We start from the raw sequence: 24636 nt of genomic DNA, 5'->3' as shown, positions 1-24636 counted from the left end.
AACCCTATTATTGCAAGTATCGTATAAAATGGACTAAAATACAACAACTACAGTATAATTTCCCTCCTATTTTTTCAAAAAAATTCAAAATGAGAGGGGTTTAGACATGGATCGACGTCCAGAAAGCAGTGAGTATCTTGAAGAATTATCAAAGTATGTCGATTTAGTGCCAGTTGAAGGGGACATTTGTACTGTTTTTAGAGCGCAGACGGATGAGATTTGTAGCTTTATTTCGAACCTTACGGAAGAACAAGGAGAGCATCGTTACGCTCCTGATAAATGGAGTATTAAGCAAATGGTTGGCCATCTAGCGGATACTGGAAGAATTATGTCTTATCGTTTGTTGCGCGTTGCAAGAGGAGATAAGACCCCGCTGGCGGGCTTTGATGAAAAGGACTATGTGCCTACCGCAAATTTTGAAGCACACACTCTAGAAAAACTACTGGCTCATTACAAGCTTGTCCGAGAGTCAACGCAAGCTCTGTTGGACACTTTGCCGGAAGATGCATGGACTCGTAAGGGAACGGTTAACAATGCAAACATATCCGCGAGAGCAGTGGCGTGCGTAATGATTGGGCATGATCATCATCATTTGAATATTCTTAAAGAAAGATATCTGGTTTAATCGAGTTTTATTTTAAAAAAAAGCATTCCTGAGGCCATTGCGGCTTCGGAATGCTTTTTTAGCTAAAGGTATATATTTGGGGCCCCCCGAAATGTACCTGAGTAAGCATCGAAGCAAAGCCTCACTTTGTGGGTATATTTTATAGTGGAGGATTCTTGTGACATTTACGGCATACTGGATAGTAGGCTTCATTGCCGCCAATTTGGATTTGCTTGCCGCTGTATACAGGCTTACCATTTTCTACTCTTAGAGCCATCGTTGCTTTGCGCTCGCAGAACCAGCAAATGGTCTTCATTTCCTCGATTTTATCAGCGTAAATCAGCATGTATTTGCTGCCTTCAAATAGCTGGTTCTGGAAATCATTTTTAAGTCCAAATGCCATAACGGGAATGCCTAGTTCATCTACAATCCGTACTAGCTGTAGAATGCAGTCCTTGCTTAGAAATTGACATTCATCAATTAGTACACAGTGGGGTTTGGGCTGGTTACTGCTGACGATATTATAAATATCGGTATTCTCGTCGACGGGTATGGCCTGTTTCCGCAGCCCAATACGGGAGGAGATAAAACCAACTTCGTCCCGATCGTCTATGGATGGAGTGAAAATGAGCACCGATTTCCCTTGCTCTTCATAATTATGCGCAACCTTGAGTATCTCAATAGATTTACCGCTGTTCATTGCTCCGTATTTGAAAAACAATTGTGCCACTTCCATCTATCCTTTCGTATAAGCCAATTATCTAATCTTAAAAATGCGACCTTATTAGAGTATCATATTCGTGTCAGCTGTATCCAGTGAAAACATTACGATAGAATTGAATGTGGTATGATAAAAGGAATCATGTGATTGGAAAGGAAGTAATATGTGTGACTGAAAAAATAGACGAATACAAGGAACGGTTAGCTCTGATTCAGCAGAATGGAAATCTTTCTATCGAGGCTGAGGCTTTGCTGGAAGAGATGATGGCAGATTTGGTGGAATTGAATCGAAGCAATAAAGCGCTGCGGCGGGCAATAATGAAAACTGGGCAGGCTTCCACAATGTCGACTCGTTTAAGGGATGCACTGTACGAATAGAAAAAGAGGGTATGCGAATGGGTTTGATTTTCTCTTTTCTCAAAAAATATAAAGTCGCTGCAATAGCTGCCCTAGTGATGATGCTTATTGAACTAGCGGTGGAATTGTCACAGCCTTTACTCATTTCCAAAATTATTGACCAGGGCATTAAAGAACAGAATTCCTCTGTAGTATGGCTCTGGGGCGGTGTATTGATCGGCAGCGCAGTAGTCGCGTTTATAGCTGGGGTATTAAGTTCTTTTTTTGCTGCCCATGCGAGTCAGAGCTTTGCGTTTGATCTTAGGGACAAGTTATATGAAAAGGTACAATCCTTTACATATGAAATATTCAATCGGTTTGCTACCTCGTCGCTGATCACGCGTCTGACCGGCGATGTATCGCAGCTGCAGGACACTATATTTATGAGCCTCCGCTTTATGACACGGGTGCCACTGGTTGTGGTGGGCAGTGTGATTATGGCATTGGTTGTTCATGTGAAGCTGGGATTATTTCTCACTGTAGCTCTACCTTTGTTGCTTCTCTTCCTTTACTTCATCATGAGAAAAGCTTCTTTGTTATTTCGCAACGTACAAAATCGGCTTGACGGTGTGAATGGTGTAATCCAGGAGAATTTAACGGGAATTCGCTTAATCCGTGTGTTCGTGCGCATGGGGCATGAGATTGGACGTTTTACGGTCTTTAGCGGGAATTTGATGAAATCCACGGTATCTGCGCTACGTTTGACGGAGACAACGATGCCATTTGTTATGCTTATTGTGAATGCAGCGATTATGTCGATCCTATGGTTTGGACGGATTGAGATTGCAAATGGGGATGCTACTTTAGGAGAAACTGTTGCAGTTATTAACTACTCTTTACGAACCATAGGAGCGTTGTCAGCTATATCTGGACTTGTCGTTACAATTTCCCGAGCACGTGCCTCCTCACAGCGTATTACAGAAGTGATGTCAGCAGGCGCTGGAGTTAAGGAAGGCGGAACCGCAAAGGGCGAACCGATACAGGGTCACGTCCAATTTGAAGGCATCAGCTTCAAGTATCCTGAGAGTGATATTTCGGTGCTAGAGGATATTACTTTTGAAGTTGCTGCTGGTGAGCGGGTAGCGATCATGGGAGCCACCGGATCAGGAAAGTCTTCTCTTGTCGGTCTAATCCCACGTTTATATGAAGAGACAGACGGTATCATTCGCATTGATGGGCAAAAGAGCACCGATATCGATATTTCAAGATTGCGGCGATCGATCGGTTACGTTCCTCAAGAACTGCAGCTCTTCAGCGGATCGATTCGCGATAATATCGCTTGGGGCAATGAATATGCCACACAGGAACAAATCGAACACGCAGCGGCTGCCGCACAAATTCACGCAACAGTGATGGATCTGCCCAATGGTTATGACACAATGCTTGGTCAGCGAGGGGTAAATCTGTCTGGTGGGCAAAAGCAACGGTTGACCATTGCTCGGGCGCTTGTGAGGAAACCTGCTATTTTGATCCTCGATGACAGTACGAGTGCGCTTGATGCTGTGACAGAAGGACTTTTGCTGGAGGCACTGAAAGAGATTTCATGTACAACCTTCCTGATTACTCAGAAGATTAGTTCTACAGCATCTGCAGATTTGATTCTGCTGTTGGACGAAGGACGCTTAATCGGTAAGGGAACACATGACGAGCTTATGACAAGCTCTGCGCTGTACCGCAAGATTTATGAATCACAGGTAGAGGAGGCGAAGCAGCATGTTCAAAGCAATTCTTGAACCCTTTCGTCACCCAAAACCCGTCATTGAGCTTGGAGCAGGAAGAAGCCTTGGCTCAGCTGCTGGAGGGAAGCCAAAAGCAAAGGCGAAGGATTGGGGCGGCACGCTCATGCGGATTTGGAGCTACCTTGCCGAGCGTAAAGCTAAGCTTTTTCTCGTTCTGTTAATGGTAGTCTTCAGCTCGGCTTTAGCACTGCTCGGGCCTTATATGATTGGTAAAGCTGTGGATGATTATCTGGAAGGCACTGGCGGACGATCGTGGACGATTTTTCTGATCAGTCTAGCTAGTGTTTATATCTTCTATTCATTAACTTCTTGGCTGCAAAATATATGGATGATTGAAATTGCCCAGGAGACCGTATATCGGATGCGCACGGAGTTGTTTTCCCATCTTCATCGGTTGCCCATCTCATTTTTTAATCGGAGACAGCAGGGCGAAATTATGAGTCGCCTCACCAACGATATTGAGAACGTCAGCTCTACGCTGAATAGCTCAGCTATTCAGATCTTTTCCAGTGTTTTGACATTGCTCGGAACGGTGGGGGTAATGCTCTGGCTCAGTCCTCTATTGACGCTGCTCACGTTCCTGGTTGTGCCGTTGATGTTATTAGGCATGCGCTGGATTACTCGGCGTACGGGTCCGCTTTTTAAGGAACGTCAGCGCAATGTGGGTGAGTTAAACGGTTATATAGAAGAGACGTTATCCGGTCAACGGATTATCAAGGCTTTTTCACAAGAGGAACGGGTCATCGCTGGTTTTCATGAACGCAATGAGCGAATTATGCTCTCTGGATACTGGGCACAGTCGATTTCTGGCTTCATTCCTAAGCTGATGAATGGACTTAATAATTTGAGCTTCGCTATTGTGGCTGGAGTCGGTGGTTTGTTAGCGATTCGCGGAGCGATTACGGTCGGTGTGATTATTGTGTTTGTAGAATATACGCGTCAATTTACTCGCCCTCTTAATGACTTAGCGAATCAGTGGAATACACTACTGTCAGCGGTTGCAGGAGCGGAAAGAGTGTTTGAAGTGCTGGACGAAGAGACGGAAGCTAAAGATGAAGGTGCAGCCACTTCGCTGGTTAAAGTTGAAGGTGCAGTGAAGTTCGAAAAGGTATCTTTTTCATATGACGGAAGTTCTAACACACTGCATGATATTAGCTTTGAAGCGAAGCCTGGCGAGATGATTGCCTTAGTAGGACCTACCGGTGCCGGCAAAACAACACTTATCGGGCTGTTATCTCGTTTCTATGATCCTAATCAGGGTAAGATTACGCTGGATGGCTTAGATGTCACTTCGATTCGGCGTGAAAGCCTGAGGAGCCATATGGCGTTTGTATTGCAGGACTCCTTTTTATTCAAGGGCAGCATCCGCGATAATATTCGTTACGGTAGACTGGATGCTTCCGATGAAGAGGTCGAGGCGGCGGCCAAGCTGGCTAACGCTCATTCTTTTATTATCCGTATGCCGGAAGGTTATGATCGAATGCTCTCTGCAGATGGTAGCGGTATAAGCCAAGGACAGAAGCAATTGCTATCCATTGCAAGAGCCATTCTTGCCAATCCTTCGATGCTTGTTCTTGATGAAGCCACTAGCAGTATCGATACGGTGACCGAAATCAAGATTCAGGAAGGACTTCAGGCGCTAATGAAGGGACGGACCAGCTTCGTTATTGCCCATAGACTGGGCACTATCCGTGCAGCTGATCGAATTCTTGTTCTTCAAGGGGGCAGATTGCTGCAGCAGGGCTCCCATGAGGAGTTGTTGAAGCAAGGTGGCTTGTACAGCGAGTTGGTGCAAGGCGGTCGTAGGGAAGTGCTTGATAAGGCTAGGCTTTAAGCTGTGCATAAAAAGGCGGGAGTTTTCAAGGAAGCGCAGGTCGCGTCCATGAAAACTCTCGCCTTTATGTAATGTGTGGATATTCATTATACATATGAAGTGAGCTGTTGGATGGTTTAATTGCAGAATGTGCAATAGATTTCGGTTGTACAATGAGGGGATGATTAAGCTGCTTATGAGATCGTTTCTTGCGCGGCAGCTTGTTTCGCTTTTTGTTTCTCCTTGGACCGAGGGCCAACATAATTACGTTTGCGGTCTCTTGTTAGAATCCAGCCGCCAAGGAAAGTCATACCTGCTGCAAAGAGAAGAAACCCTCCGCCGAAATGCAGCCAAGCGAAATCTGGAACAACGGAGTCATCGCCATGCATAGAGATATAATCAAAAATATCGTCCTTCATCATTAAGAAGCCCTTCATTGCGATTAAACCAGGAAACACAAGAATAAGGATGGCAATGAAGCGTGAAATTAATAGTTTCATAAGTGTCTCCTACCCCTCTTAGCCCATTAGATTCAACCATATGATAACGCTTTAGTAAGAAAAAGTCCATTTGGATATGACGTTTATAAGTTTTGTAATACTCTAAAAAGAGAGTACAATATACAATGTAAAATGAACTTACGTGTAATGACTGGAGGATACATATCATGACAATTTCATGTGACGTGGCCATACTTGGCGGAGGAACCGGGGGATATGTGGCAGCCATTCGCGCTGCACAGCTTGGAAAGTCCGTCGTCGTCATCGAAATGGACAAACTGGGAGGAACCTGCCTGCACCGTGGCTGCATTCCTAGCAAATCGCTGCTCAGAAGCGCAGAGGTATATGCTGAAATCAATGAGAGCGAGAGCTATGGCATTGAGACAAGCGGTGTACAGCTTGTATTCCCAAAAGTACAAAAGCGCAAGGAAGCGGTAGTTGAACAACTTCATCAGGGCGTACAATATTTGATGCGCAAAAATAAAATACAAGTTATTAAAGGCAAGGGGCGCGTAACGGGTCCCTCTATTTTTTCCCCGCGTAGTGGTGCTGTTGCTGTGGAACTAGAAGACGGTGAAATGGAAACAGTGGTCTCTAACCATCTTATTATTGCTACAGGATCTCGTCCGCGTGTATTACCTGGTCTGGAACCAGACGGGAAAGTTATTCTTAGCAGTGATGAAGCGCTCACCCTCGACGAGTTACCCTCTTCCATCATTATTGTTGGAGGCGGAGTAATAGGGGTGGAATGGGCCTCTATGCTGGTTGATTTCGGAGTGCAGGTAACGGTAGTTGAAGCTGCTGGTCAGTTACTGCCACAAGAGGATGAAGAGGTAGCTATAGAGCTGCAACGTTTACTTAAAAAACGTGGGGTTAAAATACTGACTGAAGCTACAGTGGATGCTGCAACCTGCAAGGTAACGGACGATGGAATTTCGATTGATGCCCGTAAGGGAGAGCAAACTCAAAGTCTATCCGCAGAAAAGCTACTTGTATCCGTAGGTAGAGTAGCGAATGTAGAGAATATTGGTCTGGAAAATACTGATATTCGCTTTGATAAAGGAATTATTGCTGTAAATGCTAGTATGCAGACGGCTGAGCCACATATTTATGCGATTGGTGACTGTATTGGTGGACTACAACTAGCTCATGCAGCCAGCCATGAAGGCATTATGGCGGTCAACCATCTCGCTGGTGAGAAACTTCACCCTTATCATACACATCTTGTACCGCGTTGTGTCTACACACGTCCTGAAGTTGCGAGTGTGGGTCACACTGAGAAGGAAGCTAAAGCATTGGGACATGATGTAGTAACTGGTAAATTCCCCTTCTCGGCCATTGGCAAGGCGATTGTGTACGGTCAGAAGGACGGGTTTGTTAAAGTTGTGGCGGACCGAAGCAGTGGAGATATTCTCGGTGTGCAGATGATAGGTCCGCATGTTACCGATCTAATCGGGGAAGCTGCATTGGCTCAACTGCTGGATGCAACACCTTGGGAGGTTGGCGAGGCTATTCATGCTCACCCTACACTTTCGGAGATCGTTGGAGAAGCAATGTTAGCTGTAGATGGAAGATCTATCGGGATTTAGCTTTTCTTTTTGGGTAAAAAGGGATTATAATAAACTCAAGCCAAGTCTTAGTACCAGGTTTTAAGATCAGGATACAATTGGTCTTAAATCCTGTAAGACTCAGGCTTTATGAATAAGGAGGTATCTCTTTATGGAATCCCAAGATACTGTAGAAACGATTAACAGACATAAGCAGCTTGGACTAAGTGACGGCCAGGTCATCGATATGTACAGATATATGCTGCTCGCACGTAAATACGACGAGCGCAGTCTGCTGCTTCAGCGCGCTGGCAAGATTAACTTTCATGTCTCCGGCATTGGCCAGGAGGCGGGTCAGGTAGCAGCAGCATTTGCGCTGGACCGGCAGAATGATTATTTTTTACCTTATTACCGTGATTATGCTTTCGTACTCTCCGTGGGTATGACTACTCGTGAATTGATGCTGTCTGTGTTCGCAAAGGCAGAAGATCCAAACAGTGGTGGGCGGCAAATGCCAGGTCACTTTGGTAGTAAGCGTCTGCGTATTGTGACAGGCTCAAGTCCTGTAACCACGCAGGTCCCTCATGCGGTTGGTTTTGCTTTGGCAGCCAAAATGCAAAAGAAAAAATTCGTCTCATTTGTAACCTTCGGGGAAGGCTCTAGCAACCAAGGCGATTTTCATGAAGCTTGTAACTTTGCCGGAGTGAATAAGCTGCCGGTTATTATCATGTGTCAGAATAATCAGTACGCGATCTCTATTCCTGCTCACAAACAGCTTGGCGGTAAGGTCAGCGATCGTGCTCTGGGTTATGGGTTTCCAGGTGTGCGTGTAGACGGCAATGATCCACTGGAAGTATATCGTGTCGTTAAGGAAGCTCGGGAAAGAGCACTTGCGGGTGAAGGTCCTACGTTAATCGAAGCCATGATGTACCGTTTATCTCCACACTCCACCTCGGACAATGATTTGGCTTATCGGACCAAAGAAGAGGTTGATGAGAATTGGAAGAAGGACGGCGTAGCAGGATTCCGTAATTACCTGATCGGTCTGGGACTTTGGAGTGACGAGCAAGAACAAGATCTTATTGCCGAATGCAATCTTGAGCTTAAAGCAGCAATCGAATATGCTGACAACGCTCCGTTCCCGAAACCGGAAGATACACTGCTGCATGTTTACAGTGATTCCGACCTGAAAGGAGGAGCATAAATCATGGCTATAATGGAATATATCGATGCCATTCGGCTCGCGATGAAGGAAGAAATGGAACGCGATGAATCCGTGTTTGTGCTTGGTGAGGACGTGGGGCTCAAAGGTGGCGTATTTACCACAACAAAAGGCCTGCAAGAACAGTTCGGAGAAGAACGTGTACTAGATACACCGTTAGCGGAATCAGCTATAGCTGGTGTGGCGATTGGTGCAGCTATGTATGGTATGAAGCCGATTGCTGAAATGCAGTACTCTGACTTCATGCTTCCAGCAACGAATCAAATCATTAGCGAAGCGGCCAAAATCCGCTATCGTTCAAATAACGATTGGAATTGCCCGGTTGTCATACGTGCGCCTATCGGCGGTGGTGTATTCGGCGGTCTGTACCATTCTCAGTGTCCGGAATCGATTTTCTTCGGTACACCAGGATTGAAGATTGTCGCACCTTACTCTGCTTACGATGCAAAAGGACTTTTGAAGGCAGCCGTACGTGATCCTGATCCGGTTTTATTCTTCGAGAACAAAAAGTGCTATAAGCTGATCAAGGAAGAAGTGCCAGAAGGTGATTACACCGTTCCTATTGGCGAAGCTAATCTGCTGCGTAAGGGAACAGATATTACGGTTATTGGTTATAGTTTGCCATTGCATTTTGCGATGCAAGCAGCAGAAGAATTGGAGCGCGAAGAAGGCATTACAGCGCATATTCTGGATCTGCGGACCTTGCAGCCTCTTGATCGTGAGGCGATCATAGCTGCTGCTCGTGAGACAGGGAAGGTTCTTATTGTGCACGAGGACAATAAAACGGGCGGTATTGGTGGCGAAGTGGCGGCGATTATCGCTGAGCATTGTCTATTTGAACTAGACGCGCCGATCTTCCGTCTTTGTGGTCCCGATGTTCCAGCGATGCCAATCAGCCCTCCAATGGAGAAGTTCTTCATGCTTAGCAAAGAAAAAGTGAAGGCGGAAATGCTTCGACTGGCGCAATATTAAAATAGTTGAGTGGACGCGAAGCTTCGTAAAACTTAAAGATTATGCTTACGATGCAAGTTTTACTGCGCAGTATTTCTAAGAAGCGAAGCTTCGTAAAACTTTTAAGATTATGCTTACGAAGTGAGTTTTATTTCGTAAAACATTTGAGGAGTGAAAAGATGTCTGACAACCAAAAGTTGACTGACGTGATCATGCCGCAGCTGGCGGAATCGCTAGTATCGGCGACGATCGGCAAATGGCTGAAGAAACCGGGCGATCCGGTAGAGCAATACGAACCAATATGTGAGCTTATTACAGATAAGGTAAATGCTGAATTGCCTTCAACGATAGATGGAGTTATGGGTGAACTATTAGCGGAAGAAGGTCAGGTTGTCAATGTCGGCGAAGTCATTTGTCGTATTGCCGTGCCTGTGACTGCATCTGCTGCTGTAAACGTGACTAACACTAATACAGTTGTAGCTAATAATGTTGCAGAACAAAATGCGACTTCAACTGCTAACGAAACGATGCGTGCACGCTACTCTCCTGCGGTACAGACTTTGGCGGCTGAGCATAACATCGACCTGACTTTAGTTATGGGTACTGGTATGGGTGGCCGAATTACCCGTAAGGATGTGCTGGCCTTCATCGAAAGTGGCGGAGCTACATCTCCAGCTTCGATTTCTGCTAGTCAACCAACCCCAGTGGTGTCACAACCGCCTGCTCCACAGTTCGTTCAAGCCCAAGAGAAGAAGGCGGAAGAGCCTCTTCGCCATTCGGGTCTACATTTGAGCGAATCTCCTCGTATTCCAACAATTGAAATCGAGGGTGGACGAGGCAGCAGTTCGGAATACCTGATTGATGTAACACCAATCCGGAATACAATCGCTACAAGAATGCGCCAAAGTGTCTCGGAGATTCCGCATGCTTGGACAATGATTGAGGTAGATGTGACTAATCTGGTCGCACTGCGCAATAAACATAAGGATGAGTTCAAGCGTAAGGAAGGTATCAATCTAACCTATCTGGCTTTCATGATGAAGGCTGTTGTGAGTGCGATTAAGGATTATCCGATTATGAACTCTGTCTGGGCTGTAGACAAAATTATTGTCAAACGTGATATCAATATCTCGTTAGCGGTAGGTACTGAAGATTCGGTTATCACTCCTGTAATTAAGAAGGCTGATCAGAAAAACGTTGCCGGGCTGGCACGTGAGATTGATGAATTGGCACAAAAAACCCGCGAAGGCAAACTGAGTCTGGAAGATTTGCAGGGAGGGACTTTCACTGTAAATAATACCGGCTCATTTGGCTCCATTCTCTCTTATCCAATCATTAACTATCCACAGGCAGCGATTTTAACGTTTGAATCGATTGTAAAAAGACCTGTGGTCATTAACGATATGATAGGTGTAAGATCAATGGCTAATATTTGTCTGTCGCTGGATCATCGGATTCTGGACGGAGTGATTTGCGGTCGTTTCTTGCAACGCGTCAAGGATAACATTGAAGGATATACCCCAGATACGAAACTTTACTAAAAAATAATAACGAGCCAAACTGTGCAGGCATGAGACTGAAAAAGGGGACCTGACGGTATGAATAATTCGGATATTCGTAAGCTGCAGATTTCATATGACCCTATTATGGAGTATGGGGAGGCTTGGGATCTGCAAAAGGAAAGTGTGCACGCCATTGATGCTGGTGAGCAACCGGAACGATTGATTCTTTTGCAGCATCCGCCTACCTATACTATTGGTTCACAGAATCATCCCGAACATCTTCTTCTAGATGAAGAGCAGCTCAAAGAAAAAGGAATTGCGCTGTTTGAAATCGACCGGGGAGGAGATATTACATATCACGGACCGGGTCAGCTTGTAGGTTATCCGATCCTTATGCTCGGTGAAGAAGGTAAGGTAGATTTACGCGGGTACTTGCGCAGTCTGGAAGCAGTGATTATTGATTATTTGGCATCCTACGGAATTGTAGGAGAACGGAAGCCGGAGTATACAGGGGTATGGGTTGGCGACGAGAAGATCTGTGCCATTGGTGTTAAGTTTAACAAAAGCAAATTCCGAAGAGGGTTTGTTACTAGCCATGGTTTTGCTTTTAACATTTCTGAAGGAATATCTGGATACGGCTTTCAAGGGATTATTCCATGCGGTATCACTGAATTTGGAGTAACTTCCCTAGAGGAGTGTGCAGGTCGTCATTTTGAACTTCAAGATGTTGCCAAAGAATTGGTTCCGTATTTTCTAAGACACTTTCCTTATGAAGAGAAGGATGAGTTCTTTGGCACTATGGCTTAAGGTTGATTAACGAACTAACAGGCAAGCCAAATAGCGGCAAGGGGGTCCCTAGCCGCTATTATCAATGTTCCTTGTGAAGATATTATCCTGCAAGGAAAGGCTCGATAACCATAAAGAGCGTAGAGGCAATCATGGCGAACAACATGACGTAGATGAAGATTTTGAACCACTTATTACGTTGCATGAGTAACTCCTTTAGATTTAGTTTAAGTTAATAGCATAAAGATGGTCTTTCTGTACAACCATTGTAACGTATTCACGAAAGAGAGGGAAGTCCAGTGATTTCACAAGACAGATTGATTCAAGAATTTATGGAGCTTGTCCAAGTTGATAGTGAAACAAGAAATGAACGGCAGATTGCCGATGTGCTCAAGAGTAAATTTAACGCTCTTGGCTTAGAAGTTACCGAAGATGATTCCCAGGAAAGAACTGGACATGGAGCGGGTAATCTGTTCATTACCTGGCCGGCTGAGAACGGTGGATCTGCGCCAAAGCTTCTGTTCACTTGCCACATGGATACAGTTGTTCCTGGACAAAATATCAAGCCTACGCTCGGCGCGGATGGATGGATTACAAGTGACGGCACTACGATCCTTGGAGCAGATGACAAAGCTGGGCTAGCTGCACTGTTCGAAGCGATCAGAGCGATTCAAGAGCAAAAATTGCCACATGGTCAGATTCAGTTCGTAATTACTGCGGGTGAAGAATCTGGATTGCTAGGTGCACGTTCGATGGATCCGAGCAATTTGGATGCAGACTTCGGTTTCGCACTCGATTCCAATGGTGAAGTCGGTGCGATTGCAGTTGCGGCACCTACACAAGCTAAGATTACGATGCAAATCTTCGGAAAATCAGCTCATGCAGGTGTTAATCCAGAAGACGGCATCAGTGCGATTCAAGTAGCCAGCAAAGCGATTGCAGCCATGAAGCTTGGTCGGATCGACAACGAAACGACTGCGAATATCGGTAAATTCGCTGGCGGCGGACCTACGAATGTGGTGTGCGATCACGTTCAATTGGACGCAGAAGCACGTAGTATCGTGCAGGAAAAAGTTGGCGATCAAATCGCTTCGATGCGTGAAGCACTGGAGACCACTGTCCGCGAATACGGTGCAGAATGCGAATTCCGCAGTGAAATTATTTATCCGGCGTTCAGCTTTAATGAAAATGATCCAGTGGTACAGCTTGCGCAGCGGGCTATCACTTCTATGGGTCTTACGCCGCGTCTGTTCCACTCTGGTGGAGGAAGTGACGCTAACGTATTCAATGGCTTAGATGTTCCGACCATTAATCTCGCAGTAGGATACGAGCATATCCATACCACTAAGGAACGGATTAAAGCCGAAGATATCGTTAAAGTGGCTGAGCTTGTAGTAAATATTGTTAAAGAGAGTGTGAAGGGCTAACCTTCTTATAAAATAACAGAGCAGCGATCCTACCGTAACGGTGGATTGCTGCTCTGTATTTTTTTATGGGGAGTTTAATGCAGCCAGATTTAGGGGCATCCAAAAAAGTTATTTGAGGCTAAAGGACCCAGATGACGCTATAAGCAAATTTATCGCCTTTTGGGACACCTCTATATTCGGATGCACATGTATGATTAAATCCTAAAGGAGAGAGTGAATTTAACCTGCTTTGGTTGGGATGATCTTGGATTGATCCTTTAGGGAGAGAATGTATGAGAGAGGCATATCGGGCCCATACCGCTCTATCCACCTAGCTAAAATGGCCTTGATTTCCTGCGGTTTACCTACCATTGTAACTGCGGATGAGCTTGTACGGCTGAAGATTTCGTTCATCTGAAATTCCTTCTTTCCCTTTAAGTTTGCTATAATACACCGTATGCACAATAGAGAAAAAGGAGACCAGAAACTTTATGGGAGAACAACATTTGCACAGCAAACCCGAGCTTGATGAAGTGACATTGTCTACACAACCTGTTTTTGATGGGAAGATTATATCTTTACAGGTGGACACAGTGAGACTGCCTGATGGAAATACTGCGACACGTGAAGTTGTGAAGCATCCCGGCGCCGTAGCGGTGCTTGCTTTAAACAACAACAAAATGCTTGTTGTAGAGCAATACCGTCAGCCCATGCAACGCACTGAAGTAGAAATTCCGGCTGGGAAGCTGGATAAAGGTGAAGATCCATTAGTTGCGGCTGGTCGTGAACTTCAAGAAGAGACTGGATTTCACAGTGGAGATCTGAAATTGCTTAAATCCTTCTATACTTCTCCCGGCTTCGCCGATGAGATTATTCATTTGTATGTGACTACTAATGCAAAGCCAGGGGATATGTCCCTGGACGAGGACGAATTTCTAGAAGTTTCGGAGCTTACCCTGGAGGAAGCGTATCAATATATGGCTGACGGGCGCATCGCGGACGCGAAGACGATGATGGCAGTGTATGCTTGGCATCTATACACGCTGACAGGCCAATGGAATTAACAACTGAATTGAAAAGTTTCTATTGCGATCTGCATGTTCATATTGGACGAACGTCGGAAGGACAAGCGGTCAAAATCAGCGGTAGCCGCGAGCTTACCTTTGCGGGCATTGCCAAAGAGGCTGCAGAGCGCAAGGGACTAGAAATGATCGGTATTATTGATAGTCATTCACCAGGCGTTCTACGTGATATTCAGCGTTCCTTGGAATCTGGAGAGATGACGTTAGCTGAAGGTGGAGGGATTGCTTACCGAGGGACTACGATCATTCTGGGAACAGAGATTGAAATCCGCGAGCCTGGGCGAAAAGAGTGCCATGTGCTCGCCTACATGCCGGACGTGGAGCGCATGACCGATTTTAGTGCGTGGATGAGCCGCTATATGCGGAATGTGAATCTAAGTTCCCAGCGCCTGTATGCTCCGGCTAGGGAGCTTCAGGATGAGATTTATGGGCGGGGAGGCATTCTTATCCCTGCACATATATTCACGCCTCACAAGGGCTTGTACGGCTGTGCAGCGGAGCGTATGGCAGACATCTTTGATCTGGATCGCATAGCAGCAGTTGAGCTAGGGCTGAGTGCAGATTCGGAAATGGCGGGTTATCTTTCTGAGCTGGATGACTTCACATTCCTAACGAACTCTGATGCGCATTCACTGGGCAAACTAGGTCGAGAGTATAATGTAATGGCGTTGGCACGACCTTCTTTTGCTGAACTACGACTCGCACTAGAACGTAAGGAAGGGCGGAAGGTAACTGCCAATTTCGGACTTAACCCCCGGCTGGGTAAATACCACCGAACCTACTGCGGAGGTTGTGGCAGTATTATTGACGAAGCTTATGTCACATCGGAACGCTGCCAGTATTGTGGCAGTCTTAAATTGGTGAGAGGTGTATTCGACCGGATCCTAGATATCGCAGACCGCAAGACGCCTCTAGTACCCGCAAACCGTCCGCCTTATCACTATCAGGTTCCACTTGAATTTATTCCAGGCCTCGGGAAGGCTAAGATGAACGCGTTACTGCAAGCTTTTGGCACGGAGATGAACATTTTACATGGTTGTGGTGAAGCGGAAATTGCTAGCGTAGTAGGAGTGGATTTGGCGGCTATGATCGTTCGGGCCCGCTCAGGCATATTGGAATTATCAGCAGGCGGTGGGGGAACATACGGTAAAGTCGTACAACCTGGAAAGTAGAGTTATTGTCCTAAGGACAAGTCATATCGCGGGACGTTTTCTCATATGGTGTAACATGTAACCGGAAAGGGGAACGTCTCGATGCGTAATTTAAGGCTGATGATGAAGGAACAGACGCCTCTGTATATTTTTGTCGGCGTATTATTTCTGGTAGGTGTTGTATTTGGAGCTCTTATCGTTAGTGCGCTTACGATGGATCAGCAACAGGAGCTGGGGGATTATCTAGGAAATTTCTTTGTAACGGTTGATCAGCAGGGTCTACCCGCAGCACCTGATTCGTACTGGAGTATAGCGGCCTTAAATCTGAAATGGATTGGGCTGATCTGGATCCTTGGATTATCAGTCATCGGGCTGCCGGGAATCTTGATTCTTGATTTTCTTAAAGGGGTATTGATCGGCTTTACGGTCGGTTGTCTAGTAAGTCAATATTCATGGCATGGAATGCTGTTCGCATTAGTCTCCGTGGCTCCGCACAATCTGGTACTGATTCCTGTGTTGTTAGTAAGTAGTGCAGCGGCGATCGCCTTTTCCTTACAGATGATTCGTAGCCGAGTGCTAGGACAACGTCGGACGCCAGTGACTCGACCTTTTACTATGTACACCATATTGTCACTTGTAATGGCACTGTTGATTCTGGGCATTTCTAGTTTTGAGACCTATGTTACGCCGATCATGATGCGCTGGGTTACGCCTTCACTTGTACAAGCAGTGACTACCTTGGGCTTGCAGTAAAAGCGTTTGACTTCTCAAAGCGACACCCCCTATAATGGAAGAAGTGGTTTGAAGACCGGTGAGGTTATTTTCCAAGGGGGAGGGAGACAATGGAAGCTCGGATAGACAAAATTAAGCAACAGTTACAATCCCAAGGATACAAGCTTACACCCCAACGGGAAGCGACCTTAAGAGTGCTGCTGGAGAATGAGGAAGATCATCTTAGCGCAGAAGATGTTTTTATGCTCGTGAAAGAGAAAGCTCCCGAGATCGGTCTTGCGACTGTATATCGTACCCTGGAACTTCTTAGCGAGCTTCACGTCGTAGAAAAGATTAACTTCGGTGACGGTGTCGCCCGTTATGATCTGCGAACAGATACTGCGAAGCACCATCATCATCATTTGATTTGTGTGCAATGCGGTAGTATGGATGAGATTCGCGAGGATTGGTTAGGTCCGCTAGAAGAGCGACTGGAGAAAGAATTTAATTTCACAGTGCTTGATCATAGACTTGATTTTCATGGGATATGCTATCGGTGTAGCGATAAGAATAATTCAAACGGAAATCCGTCCTAAGTCATCTTATAATGAAATTCACTTCATAAGCTCTCCCCGGTTTTTTTACCGGAGAGAGCTTTTTAAATGATTGGTCTATTGGGGGTATACATATCAGTCCGTTTTGGTGCATAAGGTGAAGGACGAGCAGATCTTAACTGTATGTTAGAGGGAGGCGTCCATATGATCGTTTCTGTGCCCAAAACAGTTCGAAAGCTGTATTTTATGATCATGTTTGTGGCTCTAAGCTATTTGCTCTACAGTGCTATGAGCTGGCTTGGTGAATGGATCAGTCCGATAGAGAATTATGGAATTCCTGAAGGCTCCGCTGTTCGGGCTTTTGATCATGCCGATCGTGGTGATGATGGTCTGGATACAAGACAGCGTTTGCGCTTCTATTACTGGTATGGAGAATGAAAGCTTCGCAGGAAGCAGGAACAAGCGAGAAGAATGTCGAAGAAAACAAGGTGGATTCATGCAGCGTATACTAAATGTACACATCTGCAGAACCCTCATGCTGAATGTGCTGCAGGAAGTCACTATGAGTAGCTGCGCCAGGACAGGAGCGTGAAATAATGAAGTCACACTTGCAGCCGTTTTTACATTATTTGTCCGGAGATAAAGGCTTGTCCCCGAATACACTGGAATCTTACGGTAGGGATGTATCGCAGTTTCTGGAGTTCGCTGAAGAGCGGGGGGCTAGTCAGCCTGATGAGATCCGAAGATCGCATGTGATATTATATCTTGGCTCATTACGCGGAGCTGGTCGAGCAACAGCGACGTTGAACAGGAGCGCAGTGTCCCTCCGTGCTTTTTTTCATTATTTGCTGAAGGAACGTTTGATTGAGCAGGATCCAACATTGGACATGGAGACCATGAAGCCTGATAAGAAACCTCCTATGGTGCTTACCATTTCGGAAATAGAGCAGTTATTGGCTGCGCCGGATGTAAGTACGCCACAAGGAATGCGCGATAAGGCTATGCTGGAATTACTCTATGCAACAGGCATTAAGGTCTCTGAATTAATCTCACTTAACGTAGATGATGTGCACACGGATATGAAATTTGCGCGTTGTACAGGAACTTCTGGCAAGGAGCGGGTAGTTCCCATTGGAACCCTTGCAGCTGAGAGTGTAGCGGCTTACACTTCACTTATGCGGGACAAGCTGCTTCGTGATCACCAGGAGGAACCAGCCATGTTCCTGAATAGTCTAGGCGGAAGATTAACCCGGCAAGGCTTTTGGAAAATCATAAAAAAATATGCACGGGAAGCAAACATTGAGCAGGATATTACCCCGCATACACTTAGGCATTCCTTCGCAGCCCATTTACTGGAAGGCGGAGCAGATTTGCGTTCCGTACAACAAATGCTGGGTCATGCCGATATTTCGACGACTCAGATTTATAACGGTATAGCCCGTAAGAATATGAAGGAAGTATATGAGAGCCACCATCCTAGAGCTCGATAATTCTGCTTTAAAGATGCTTTTTGTGAGTAAGATGGTTATGATGGAATCATACTGAAAGGATAGACTGGGGAATGATCCGCAGGTTATCTTTTAGCAGAAACGGATACCTGATAAGCGGTACATTGTATCGCTAACTTCGGAAGCGAATGTCTTCTGGAAGACGGTACAGCCGTTTCTTCTTGTTGGTACGAAAGAATATCTATATTAAAAAAGGAGTGAAGACAACTATGTCCTCATTTAAACGAATTGGTTTTATTGTTCTAGATAGTGTTGGTATCGGTGAAGCGCCAGATGCTGCGAATTTCGGTGATGCTGGGTCGCACACGCTTGGTCATATATTGGATCGTGTTCCTGGTTTGAAGCTTCCTAATCTCCAGAAGCTCGGGTTAGCTAATATTGCTCCGCTGCCCCCGCTAGAGCCTGTAGCTTCACCAACAGGGTACTACGGCAAAATGCAGGAAGTATCTGTAGGCAAGGATACGATGACCGGACACTGGGAGCTAATGGGGCTGAAGATTGAGGTTCCTTTCAATACGTATCCTGACGGTTTTCCAGCAGAATTGATTGAGAAGTTCGAAGCGGCAACTGGTCGTAAGGTAATCGGGAATAAACCGGCTTCCGGTACGGAGATTCTTGTTGAATACGGCGAAGAACAAATGAAAACCGGTGCTTGGATTGTCTATACCTCTGCGGACAGCGTATTCCAGCTTGCTGCACATGAAGATATCATTCCACTCGAAGAGCTGTACAGCGCTTGTAAAATAGCCCGTGAGCTGACGATGGCTCCAGAATTCTCGGTTGGTCGCGTGATTGCTCGTCCATATGTTGGCGAACCAGGGAAATTCGTTCGGACGCCAAACCGGCATGACTATGCTGTGAAGCCGCCAGAACCAACGGTAATGAACGCGCTGACTGATATCGGTAAGGATGTTATCGCAGTTGGTAAGATCAACGATATCTTTACAGGAGAAGGAGTTACGGCTTCTTATCCAACGAAGAGCAATGAACATGGAATCGAAGTTACTATTGAGCAGCTTCGTCAACCGTTTGACGGTTTCCTGTTTACGAATTTGGTGGATTTTGATTCTTTGTATGGACATCGTCGTGACCCAGAAGGATACGGCCGTGCACTGGAAGTGTTCGATCAGGCCCTGCCTGAAATTCTATCTACGCTCGGTGAAGATGATCTATTGATTATTTCTGCAGACCATGGTAACGATCCGATCCATAGTGGAACTGACCATACCCGTGAATATGTACCGCTCTTAATCTATAGCCCGCGGTTTAAACATCCAGAAAGTTTGGGCATTCGTGAAACCTTCTCTGATGTAGCTGCAACCATTGCTAATAACTTTGGTGCGAAGGCGCCGCAGTATGGGACAAGCTTTTTAGCGAAACTGCAATAAAAGGGTTGTGGGTTGCTCCACAACATCAATGAAGGAGGATCATCCATGAGCGCATTAACTCAAAAAGAAATTCAAGAAGCAGCTATTTATATAAAAGACAAATGTCCGGTGGCTCCGGAAATTGGATTGATCCTTGGTTCAGGCCTCGGTGTGCTTGCAGACCTTATTACTGATGGAGTAAGCATTCCATATGATGAGATTCCTCACTTTCCTGTGTCTACTGTAGAAGGACATGAGGGCGAGCTATTAATTGGTATGATCGAAGGCCGCCGAGTCGTGATGATGAAGGGCCGCTTTCATATGTATGAGGGTTATGGACCGGAGGTAACGGCATTCCCTGTACGGGTTATGAAAGAGCTTGGTATAGCGAGTTTACTAGTAACGAATGCAGCTGGTGGAGTGAACACAGATTTCACGCCGGGTGATCTTATGCTTCTTACGGATCATCTTAATATGACTGGGCGGAATCCTTTAATAGGACCTAATGATCCTGCACTTGGTGTGCGCTTCCCAGATATGTCGACCGCCTACAGTCGCCGCCTGATCCAGGTAGCCAAGGAAACGGCAGCTCAGCAGAATTTCGAGTTCAAAGAAGGCGTATATGCAGGTCTATTGGGACCTTGCTACGAAACGCCTGCTGAAATCGTAATGCTTCGTACGCTAGGTGCCGATGCTGTGGGCATGTCTACTGTATCGGAGACCATTGTTGCTCGTCATGCAGGTATTGAGGTTTTGGGCATCTCCTGTATTACTAACATGGCCGCGGGAATCCTGGATCAACCTCTCAATCATGAAGAGGTGATGGAAACTGCAGAACGTGTGCGTGAACGTTTCTTGAAACTGGTCTTAGGCTTTATTCCGAAAATGTAATTTCGGGCACTGCATTTTGAATTACTGGGAGGTCATAATTATGACACAAGTGATTAAATTTAAGCCATTGACGCATGAACAGGTAGTTAATTTAACTAAACCAAAATATATCGGATTTGCTCGCGCAAATGTCCGTGAAATGCAGGTGTAAAATGAGAGCTGTCGACATTATTCAGAAAAAAAGAGACGGTGGAGAGCTGAGCCGTGAGGAAATATCCTTTCTAATTCAAGGCTATAGTAAAGGTGAAGTTCCTGATTATCAACTTTCCGCTTGGGCCATGGCGGTTTATTTTCAAGGCATGAACGCACGGGAGACCGGTGATCTAACGATGGAAATGGCGATGTCCGGTGATCAAGTGGATCTGAGCCCAATCGCAGGCATTAAGGTTGATAAGCACTCCACAGGTGGAGTGGGAGATAAAACCACCGTGGTGCTTGCACCGTTGGTAGCCTCTGCTGGAGTACCGGTAGCGAAGATGTCCGGCCGCGGACTTGGGCATACAGGAGGTACACTTGATAAGCTGGAGTCGATCACTGGCTTTTCTATAGAGATGGATCGCGAGCGTTTCTTTGATCAAGTAGGGGAGATCGGAGCTGCCGTGATCGGCCAGTCGGGCAACATTACACCCGCTGACAAAAAGCTGTATGCCCTTCGGGATGTAACAGCAACTGTTGAATCCATCCCTCTTATTGCAAGCTCAGTGATGAGCAAGAAGATTGCAGCGGGTGCAGACGCCATTGTACTGGATGTCAAAACCGGCAGCGGTGCTTTTATGAAGACGCTTGACGATTCTATTGCGCTTGCCCAGGCTATGGTGGATATCGGCACCCATTTGGGTCGTAATACCGTTGCGATCATCAGTGATATGGATCAGCCACTGGGTTACGGGATCGGAAATGCGCTGGAAATTAAGGAAGGAATCGAGACCTTGAAGGGTCACGGTCCTAAAGATTTGCAGGAAGTCTGCCTTATTCTGGGCAGTCAGATGCTTGTTCTTGGCGGTAAAGCCAAGGATGAAGCGGAGGCTCGTTCGATTCTGATGACACATATTGAAGATGGCACAGCGCTGGAGAAATTCAAACAGATCGTGAGTGCGCAAGGCGGAGATGTTTCGCAAATCGATGATCCGGAGAAACTCCCTGCTGCTAAACGATTCATTGAAGTGAAAGCGAAGACTAAGGGTTTCATTGAGGGGATTCAAGCAGAAGAAATCGGTATTGCTGCTATGCTGCTTGGTGCAGGACGTGAAACCAAGGAATCTGTAATAGATTTGGCTGTAGGTATTCAACTCTCTAAAAAAGTTGGAGATGCTGTAGAGATTGGGGATACACTTGCAGTATTGCATATCAATGATGCCAGTGATAAGAAAGTGGAGGAAGCTGAGGGCAAGGTGTTAGAAGCTTACCGTATTACTTCTGAATCGGTTCCACCATTGCCATTGGTGTTCGCGCTTGTTACGAAGGATGGAGTAACACGGTACTAGCCAAGGAAATGTAATTATTGTCATGACAAAGACCTGAAATAGACAGTAAAACAGCGAGCCTCGTTAATAGGAGGCTCGCTGTTTAACGTTTTTGACGGAGCAGCTACAAATGCTTATCGATAAGATTGAAAATCTGAGAAGCCCCGCTGCTTGTATTACATAATACGACCACAGTCTCTCCACTAGCCGGATAGATAGCCGATCGGAAGGAAACACCGGGATCGTAGCCCATAATGTGAAACTTGAACACTTTTTCTTCTCGGAGGGTGATCCATACACCATAACCATAATAGCCTTCACCATCCACATGTATGTGGGGAGTAAGCAACAATGAAGTGAGTACTGGACTCAAAAGGGTATGGTTCATTAGCCCATTCCAGAATAACTGCATGTCAGGAGCGGTTACGAAAGCTCCACCGTCAGCGCCTCCTTTTACCGGGATTGAATAGATGTTGCTTCTCCAGCTACCGTTCTCTTCTTCTATGTATCCTAGTGCACAGTTGGCTGGTAAGGCATCTAACGTAAAGTAACCGGATTGCTCCATTCCGCAAGGCTTAAAGATGTGAAGCTCCACATAATCGGAAAAGGACATTCCACTCAATTCCTCCACCAGAAGACCTAGCACGATATATCCGGCATTGTTGTAGTGGAAACGTTCACCAGGGGTCCACATCATGGGGAGGTTTCTAAACATCGGTATAAAATCTTCCAGTTGCCGTAAAGTGTACATAGGTTGTGTCTTCCACAGTTCTTCGAAGTCATCCATGATTGTTTCATCAAAATAATCTGGAATCCCAGAGCTATGCGTAAGCAACTGATGTATGGTGATTTCAGAACTAAAGAGAGGGAACTCTACCTTCTTCAGATAGTCTGATAATCTGCTTTCGAAAGAAATCAATCCTCTTTCGACCAGTTGACAGACGGCAATTGCTGTGAATATTTTACACCCGGAAGCGATCCCGAACCGAGTATGAATATTGTTTTCGCGCTTATCCGACTTATTGGCATAACCGTGACAGCTGCTGGCGATTTCTTTATCATATTGTTTTGCTAGTACTACGCCTGAGAAATCGTTCTGTTTTGCTTCTGTCTCAATATAAGTTTCTAGTGGGTTCATTCGTATATTCACTCCTCTTTAAGACAGTATAGGTTCTTAGTTAGCATTCGTTGAAAGTCTACGATTTACCTTTAAAAGTCCTAAAATGAGAGCTAAAAAAATGGAAATACTTTAAATTTGAAATATTTTTTAATCTCCCCTATAATAAAAATGCTCTGCAACTGCTGCTGGGCTTTTTTTAATTGATGACATCCTTACTTCTTGAGATAAATAATTGTGGTTATTTCCTTAAAAATGGAATAATTTTCACCCTTTCTGACGAAACTGGAACACAGTACCTGTGATATGAAGGTTAACGTTCAGGAGGGGAACCATTGTGAGAAAAATGCGTTTTGCTGTGCTTGTGCTCTGTATCGCTGTATCGGTTCTAGGACCTATGTCAGGCGCTTATGCAGAAGAAAAAACCAAGGACTCTGGCAGTAATGCTGCCGCTGTAGACCTCGCACCGGGAGCACGTTCTGCTATTTTGATGGACGCTGGTACCGGAACTGTTATTTATGAGAAGAACAGCCATGATAAGCTGCCTCCCGCAAGTATTACGAAGATTATGACGATGTTACTAACGGTGGAAGCGCTGGATGAAGGAAGGCTGCAGCTGACTGATAAGGTGCGAACAAGTGAATATGCGGCTTCTATGGGCGGATCGCAGATTTTTCTGGAGCCTGGTGAAGAAATGTCGGTAGACGATATGCTTAAAGGTATCGCTATGGCTTCTGGTAATGATGCTTCTGTGGCGATGGCGGAGAAAATAGCTGGTTCAGAGAGTGCTTTTGTCGATCTGATGAATAAACGTGCAGAGGAACTGGGTCTAAAAGATACCCATTTTGCCAACTGCAACGGTCTTCCAGCCGCCAATCACTATTCCTCAGCTTACGATATTGCGGTCATCAGTCGTGAGCTTTTGAAGCATGATCAAATTATCAAATATACCGGTTCCTATCAGGATTACTTACGTAAGGATTCAACCAAACCGTTCTGGTTGGTGAACACGAACAAGCTAGTGCGTTTCTACACTGGTGCTGATGGTTTGAAGACTGGTTATACTGCTGAGGCAAAATTCTGTCTGTCCGCTACAGCAGCAAGAGATGGCCTACGTGCTGTCGCTGTTGTGCTAGGCGAGCCGAACACAAAGACGCGCAATAGTGAAGTGTCAGGCATGTTCGATTACCTGTTCTCGCAATATAAAGTACACACGATCCACAAAGAAGGGGATGCCATCGGCACCCTAAAGATTGAAAAGGGCGTAAAATCCGAGCTGCCGATAACGGCCAAAGAGACGTACAGTGTTCTTTTGAAAAAAGGTGTGACTCAAGAAGGCATTCGCTACGAACTAGTATTGCCGGAAAGCGTGAAGGCTCCAGTAGCTGAAGGTCAATCTGTGGGCAAGCTAGTGGTCTACCAAGGAACCCAAGTGATTAAGGAATATGAATTAAAAGCAGGGGAAGCTGTGCCGAAAGCAGGCTGGTGGAAGCTCTTTAAGCGCACAACAGGCTCGATGTTCGGCGTAGATTAAAAACAGTTTTTTTGTAGATTACCCCCATGTACTCTGTAGATTCATAGGGGTTTTCTTCTAGTTTTGTCGTGA

General features: G+C 45.7%; 25 protein-coding genes. 20 read left to right on the top strand and 5 right to left on the bottom strand.

Annotation, left to right across the window (positions count from 1 at the left end; translation table 11 throughout):
- The first annotated feature begins 106 nt into the window (after positions 1 to 106).
- Entirely contained in the window at positions 107 to 625 is a 519-nt protein-coding gene (locus MHI27_RS22165; RefSeq protein WP_405174723.1) for a DinB family protein, read from the top strand.
- Positions 626 to 764: 139 nt separating this feature from the next.
- On the opposite strand, the gene MHI27_RS22160 is transcribed toward MHI27_RS22165, so the two are convergent.
- Positions 765 to 1334 (bottom strand): thymidine kinase, encoded by a 570-nt coding sequence (locus tag MHI27_RS22160; RefSeq protein WP_042129772.1) that lies wholly within the window; start codon positions 1332 to 1334, stop codon positions 765 to 767.
- 158 nt (positions 1335 to 1492) lie between these two features.
- On the opposite strand from MHI27_RS22160, the gene MHI27_RS22155 reads away from it, so the two are divergent.
- The 3 genes from MHI27_RS22155 to MHI27_RS22145 are packed head-to-tail and all read left to right on the top strand — an operon-like array spanning position 1493 to position 5293.
- Entirely contained in the window at positions 1493 to 1702 is a 210-nt protein-coding gene (locus MHI27_RS22155) for a hypothetical protein (RefSeq protein WP_042129770.1), read from the top strand.
- A gap of 17 nt (positions 1703 to 1719) precedes the next feature.
- Positions 1720 to 3453 (top strand): ABC transporter ATP-binding protein, encoded by a 1734-nt coding sequence (locus MHI27_RS22150; protein ID WP_405174722.1) that lies wholly within the window; start codon positions 1720 to 1722, stop codon positions 3451 to 3453.
- Positions 3434 to 5293, top strand: a complete 1860-nt coding sequence (locus MHI27_RS22145) for an ABC transporter ATP-binding protein (protein ID WP_405174721.1) — start codon at positions 3434 to 3436, stop codon at positions 5291 to 5293. The genes MHI27_RS22150 and MHI27_RS22145 overlap by 20 nt, the downstream gene beginning before the upstream one ends.
- A gap of 173 nt (positions 5294 to 5466) precedes the next feature.
- Here MHI27_RS22145 and MHI27_RS22140 read toward each other — a convergent pair whose 3' ends face one another.
- Complete coding sequence (locus MHI27_RS22140) at positions 5467 to 5772, bottom strand: DUF2627 domain-containing protein (RefSeq protein WP_405174720.1); 306 nt, start codon at positions 5770 to 5772, stop codon at positions 5467 to 5469.
- Between the two features lie 167 nt (positions 5773 to 5939).
- Here MHI27_RS22140 and lpdA point away from each other — a divergent pair, with 167 nt between their 5' ends.
- The 5 genes from lpdA to lipB all read left to right on the top strand — a co-directional run bounded on the left by lpdA (position 5940) and on the right by lipB (position 11801).
- On the top strand, positions 5940 to 7361 hold the full coding sequence (gene lpdA, locus MHI27_RS22135) for a dihydrolipoyl dehydrogenase (protein WP_405174719.1): 1422 nt from the start codon (positions 5940 to 5942) through the stop codon (positions 7359 to 7361).
- A 130-nt stretch (positions 7362 to 7491) separates the two neighbouring features.
- The gene (locus tag MHI27_RS22130) at positions 7492 to 8523 is read left to right on the top strand and encodes a thiamine pyrophosphate-dependent dehydrogenase E1 component subunit alpha (protein ID WP_042190387.1); all 1032 of its coding nucleotides are present in this window, start codon (positions 7492 to 7494) and stop codon (positions 8521 to 8523) included.
- Between the two features lie 3 nt (positions 8524 to 8526).
- A complete protein-coding gene (locus tag MHI27_RS22125; protein ID WP_042190385.1) occupies positions 8527 to 9513 on the top strand; it encodes an alpha-ketoacid dehydrogenase subunit beta in 987 nt (328 codons plus the stop codon).
- A 158-nt stretch (positions 9514 to 9671) separates the two neighbouring features.
- The gene (locus tag MHI27_RS22120) at positions 9672 to 11033 is read left to right on the top strand and encodes a dihydrolipoamide acetyltransferase family protein (RefSeq protein ID WP_405174718.1); all 1362 of its coding nucleotides are present in this window, start codon (positions 9672 to 9674) and stop codon (positions 11031 to 11033) included.
- A 57-nt stretch (positions 11034 to 11090) separates the two neighbouring features.
- Complete coding sequence (lipB, locus tag MHI27_RS22115; RefSeq protein WP_341060021.1) at positions 11091 to 11801, top strand: lipoyl(octanoyl) transferase LipB; 711 nt, start codon at positions 11091 to 11093, stop codon at positions 11799 to 11801.
- Between the two features lie 82 nt (positions 11802 to 11883).
- Here lipB and prli42 read toward each other — a convergent pair whose 3' ends face one another.
- Positions 11884 to 11985, bottom strand: a complete 102-nt coding sequence (gene prli42 / locus MHI27_RS22110; protein ID WP_094872112.1) for a stressosome-associated protein Prli42 — start codon at positions 11983 to 11985, stop codon at positions 11884 to 11886.
- A 94-nt stretch (positions 11986 to 12079) separates the two neighbouring features.
- Between prli42 and MHI27_RS22105 the strand changes: the two genes are divergently transcribed.
- Positions 12080 to 13207 (top strand): tripeptidase T, encoded by a 1128-nt coding sequence (locus MHI27_RS22105; RefSeq protein ID WP_405174717.1) that lies wholly within the window; start codon positions 12080 to 12082, stop codon positions 13205 to 13207.
- 219 nt (positions 13208 to 13426) lie between these two features.
- Here MHI27_RS22105 and MHI27_RS22100 read toward each other — a convergent pair whose 3' ends face one another.
- Positions 13427 to 13600, bottom strand: coding sequence for a hypothetical protein (locus MHI27_RS22100; RefSeq protein ID WP_405174716.1), 174 nt, complete (start codon positions 13598 to 13600; stop codon positions 13427 to 13429).
- 77 nt (positions 13601 to 13677) lie between these two features.
- On the opposite strand from MHI27_RS22100, the gene MHI27_RS22095 reads away from it, so the two are divergent.
- The 9 genes from MHI27_RS22095 (at position 13678) to MHI27_RS22055 (ending at position 21934) form a co-directional block, all read left to right on the top strand.
- Positions 13678 to 14250: an NUDIX hydrolase gene (locus MHI27_RS22095; RefSeq protein ID WP_076299537.1), complete on the top strand. Its 573-nt coding sequence runs from the start codon at positions 13678 to 13680 to the stop codon at positions 14248 to 14250.
- The gene (locus MHI27_RS22090; protein WP_076284508.1) at positions 14241 to 15440 is read left to right on the top strand and encodes an endonuclease Q family protein; all 1200 of its coding nucleotides are present in this window, start codon (positions 14241 to 14243) and stop codon (positions 15438 to 15440) included. The genes MHI27_RS22095 and MHI27_RS22090 overlap by 10 nt, the downstream gene beginning before the upstream one ends.
- An 81-nt stretch (positions 15441 to 15521) precedes the next feature.
- On the top strand, positions 15522 to 16172 hold the full coding sequence (gene spoIIM / locus MHI27_RS22085; protein WP_076284509.1) for a stage II sporulation protein M: 651 nt from the start codon (positions 15522 to 15524) through the stop codon (positions 16170 to 16172).
- Positions 16173 to 16261: 89 nt separating this feature from the next.
- Positions 16262 to 16726: a Fur family transcriptional regulator gene (locus tag MHI27_RS22080; protein WP_042129744.1), complete on the top strand. Its 465-nt coding sequence runs from the start codon at positions 16262 to 16264 to the stop codon at positions 16724 to 16726.
- Between the two features lie 162 nt (positions 16727 to 16888).
- Positions 16889 to 17122 (top strand): DUF4227 family protein, encoded by a 234-nt coding sequence (locus MHI27_RS22075; protein ID WP_188114651.1) that lies wholly within the window; start codon positions 16889 to 16891, stop codon positions 17120 to 17122.
- 158 nt (positions 17123 to 17280) lie between these two features.
- A complete protein-coding gene (gene xerD, locus MHI27_RS22070; protein ID WP_042190365.1) occupies positions 17281 to 18174 on the top strand; it encodes a site-specific tyrosine recombinase XerD in 894 nt (297 codons plus the stop codon).
- 227 nt (positions 18175 to 18401) lie between these two features.
- Positions 18402 to 19580: a phosphopentomutase gene (gene deoB / locus MHI27_RS22065; protein WP_405174715.1), complete on the top strand. Its 1179-nt coding sequence runs from the start codon at positions 18402 to 18404 to the stop codon at positions 19578 to 19580.
- 45 nt (positions 19581 to 19625) lie between these two features.
- Complete coding sequence (locus MHI27_RS22060) at positions 19626 to 20450, top strand: purine-nucleoside phosphorylase (RefSeq protein WP_076284512.1); 825 nt, start codon at positions 19626 to 19628, stop codon at positions 20448 to 20450.
- A 152-nt stretch (positions 20451 to 20602) separates the two neighbouring features.
- Positions 20603 to 21934 (top strand): pyrimidine-nucleoside phosphorylase, encoded by a 1332-nt coding sequence (locus MHI27_RS22055; RefSeq protein WP_340971701.1) that lies wholly within the window; start codon positions 20603 to 20605, stop codon positions 21932 to 21934.
- Between the two features lie 103 nt (positions 21935 to 22037).
- Here MHI27_RS22055 and MHI27_RS22050 read toward each other — a convergent pair whose 3' ends face one another.
- Complete coding sequence (locus MHI27_RS22050) at positions 22038 to 23051, bottom strand: serine hydrolase (protein ID WP_340971698.1); 1014 nt, start codon at positions 23049 to 23051, stop codon at positions 22038 to 22040.
- Positions 23052 to 23427: 376 nt separating this feature from the next.
- On the opposite strand from MHI27_RS22050, the gene MHI27_RS22045 reads away from it, so the two are divergent.
- Entirely contained in the window at positions 23428 to 24564 is a 1137-nt protein-coding gene (locus MHI27_RS22045; RefSeq protein ID WP_405176779.1) for a D-alanyl-D-alanine carboxypeptidase family protein, read from the top strand.
- The last annotated feature ends 72 nt before the right edge of the window (positions 24565 to 24636 follow it).

The organism is Paenibacillus sp. FSL H8-0261 (assembly GCF_045040645.1).
Lineage (GTDB): Bacteria > Bacillota > Bacilli > Paenibacillales > Paenibacillaceae > Paenibacillus_AQ.
The sequence above is the reverse complement of the archived record's forward strand: the minus strand, read 5'-3'. Positions and strand labels throughout refer to the sequence as shown.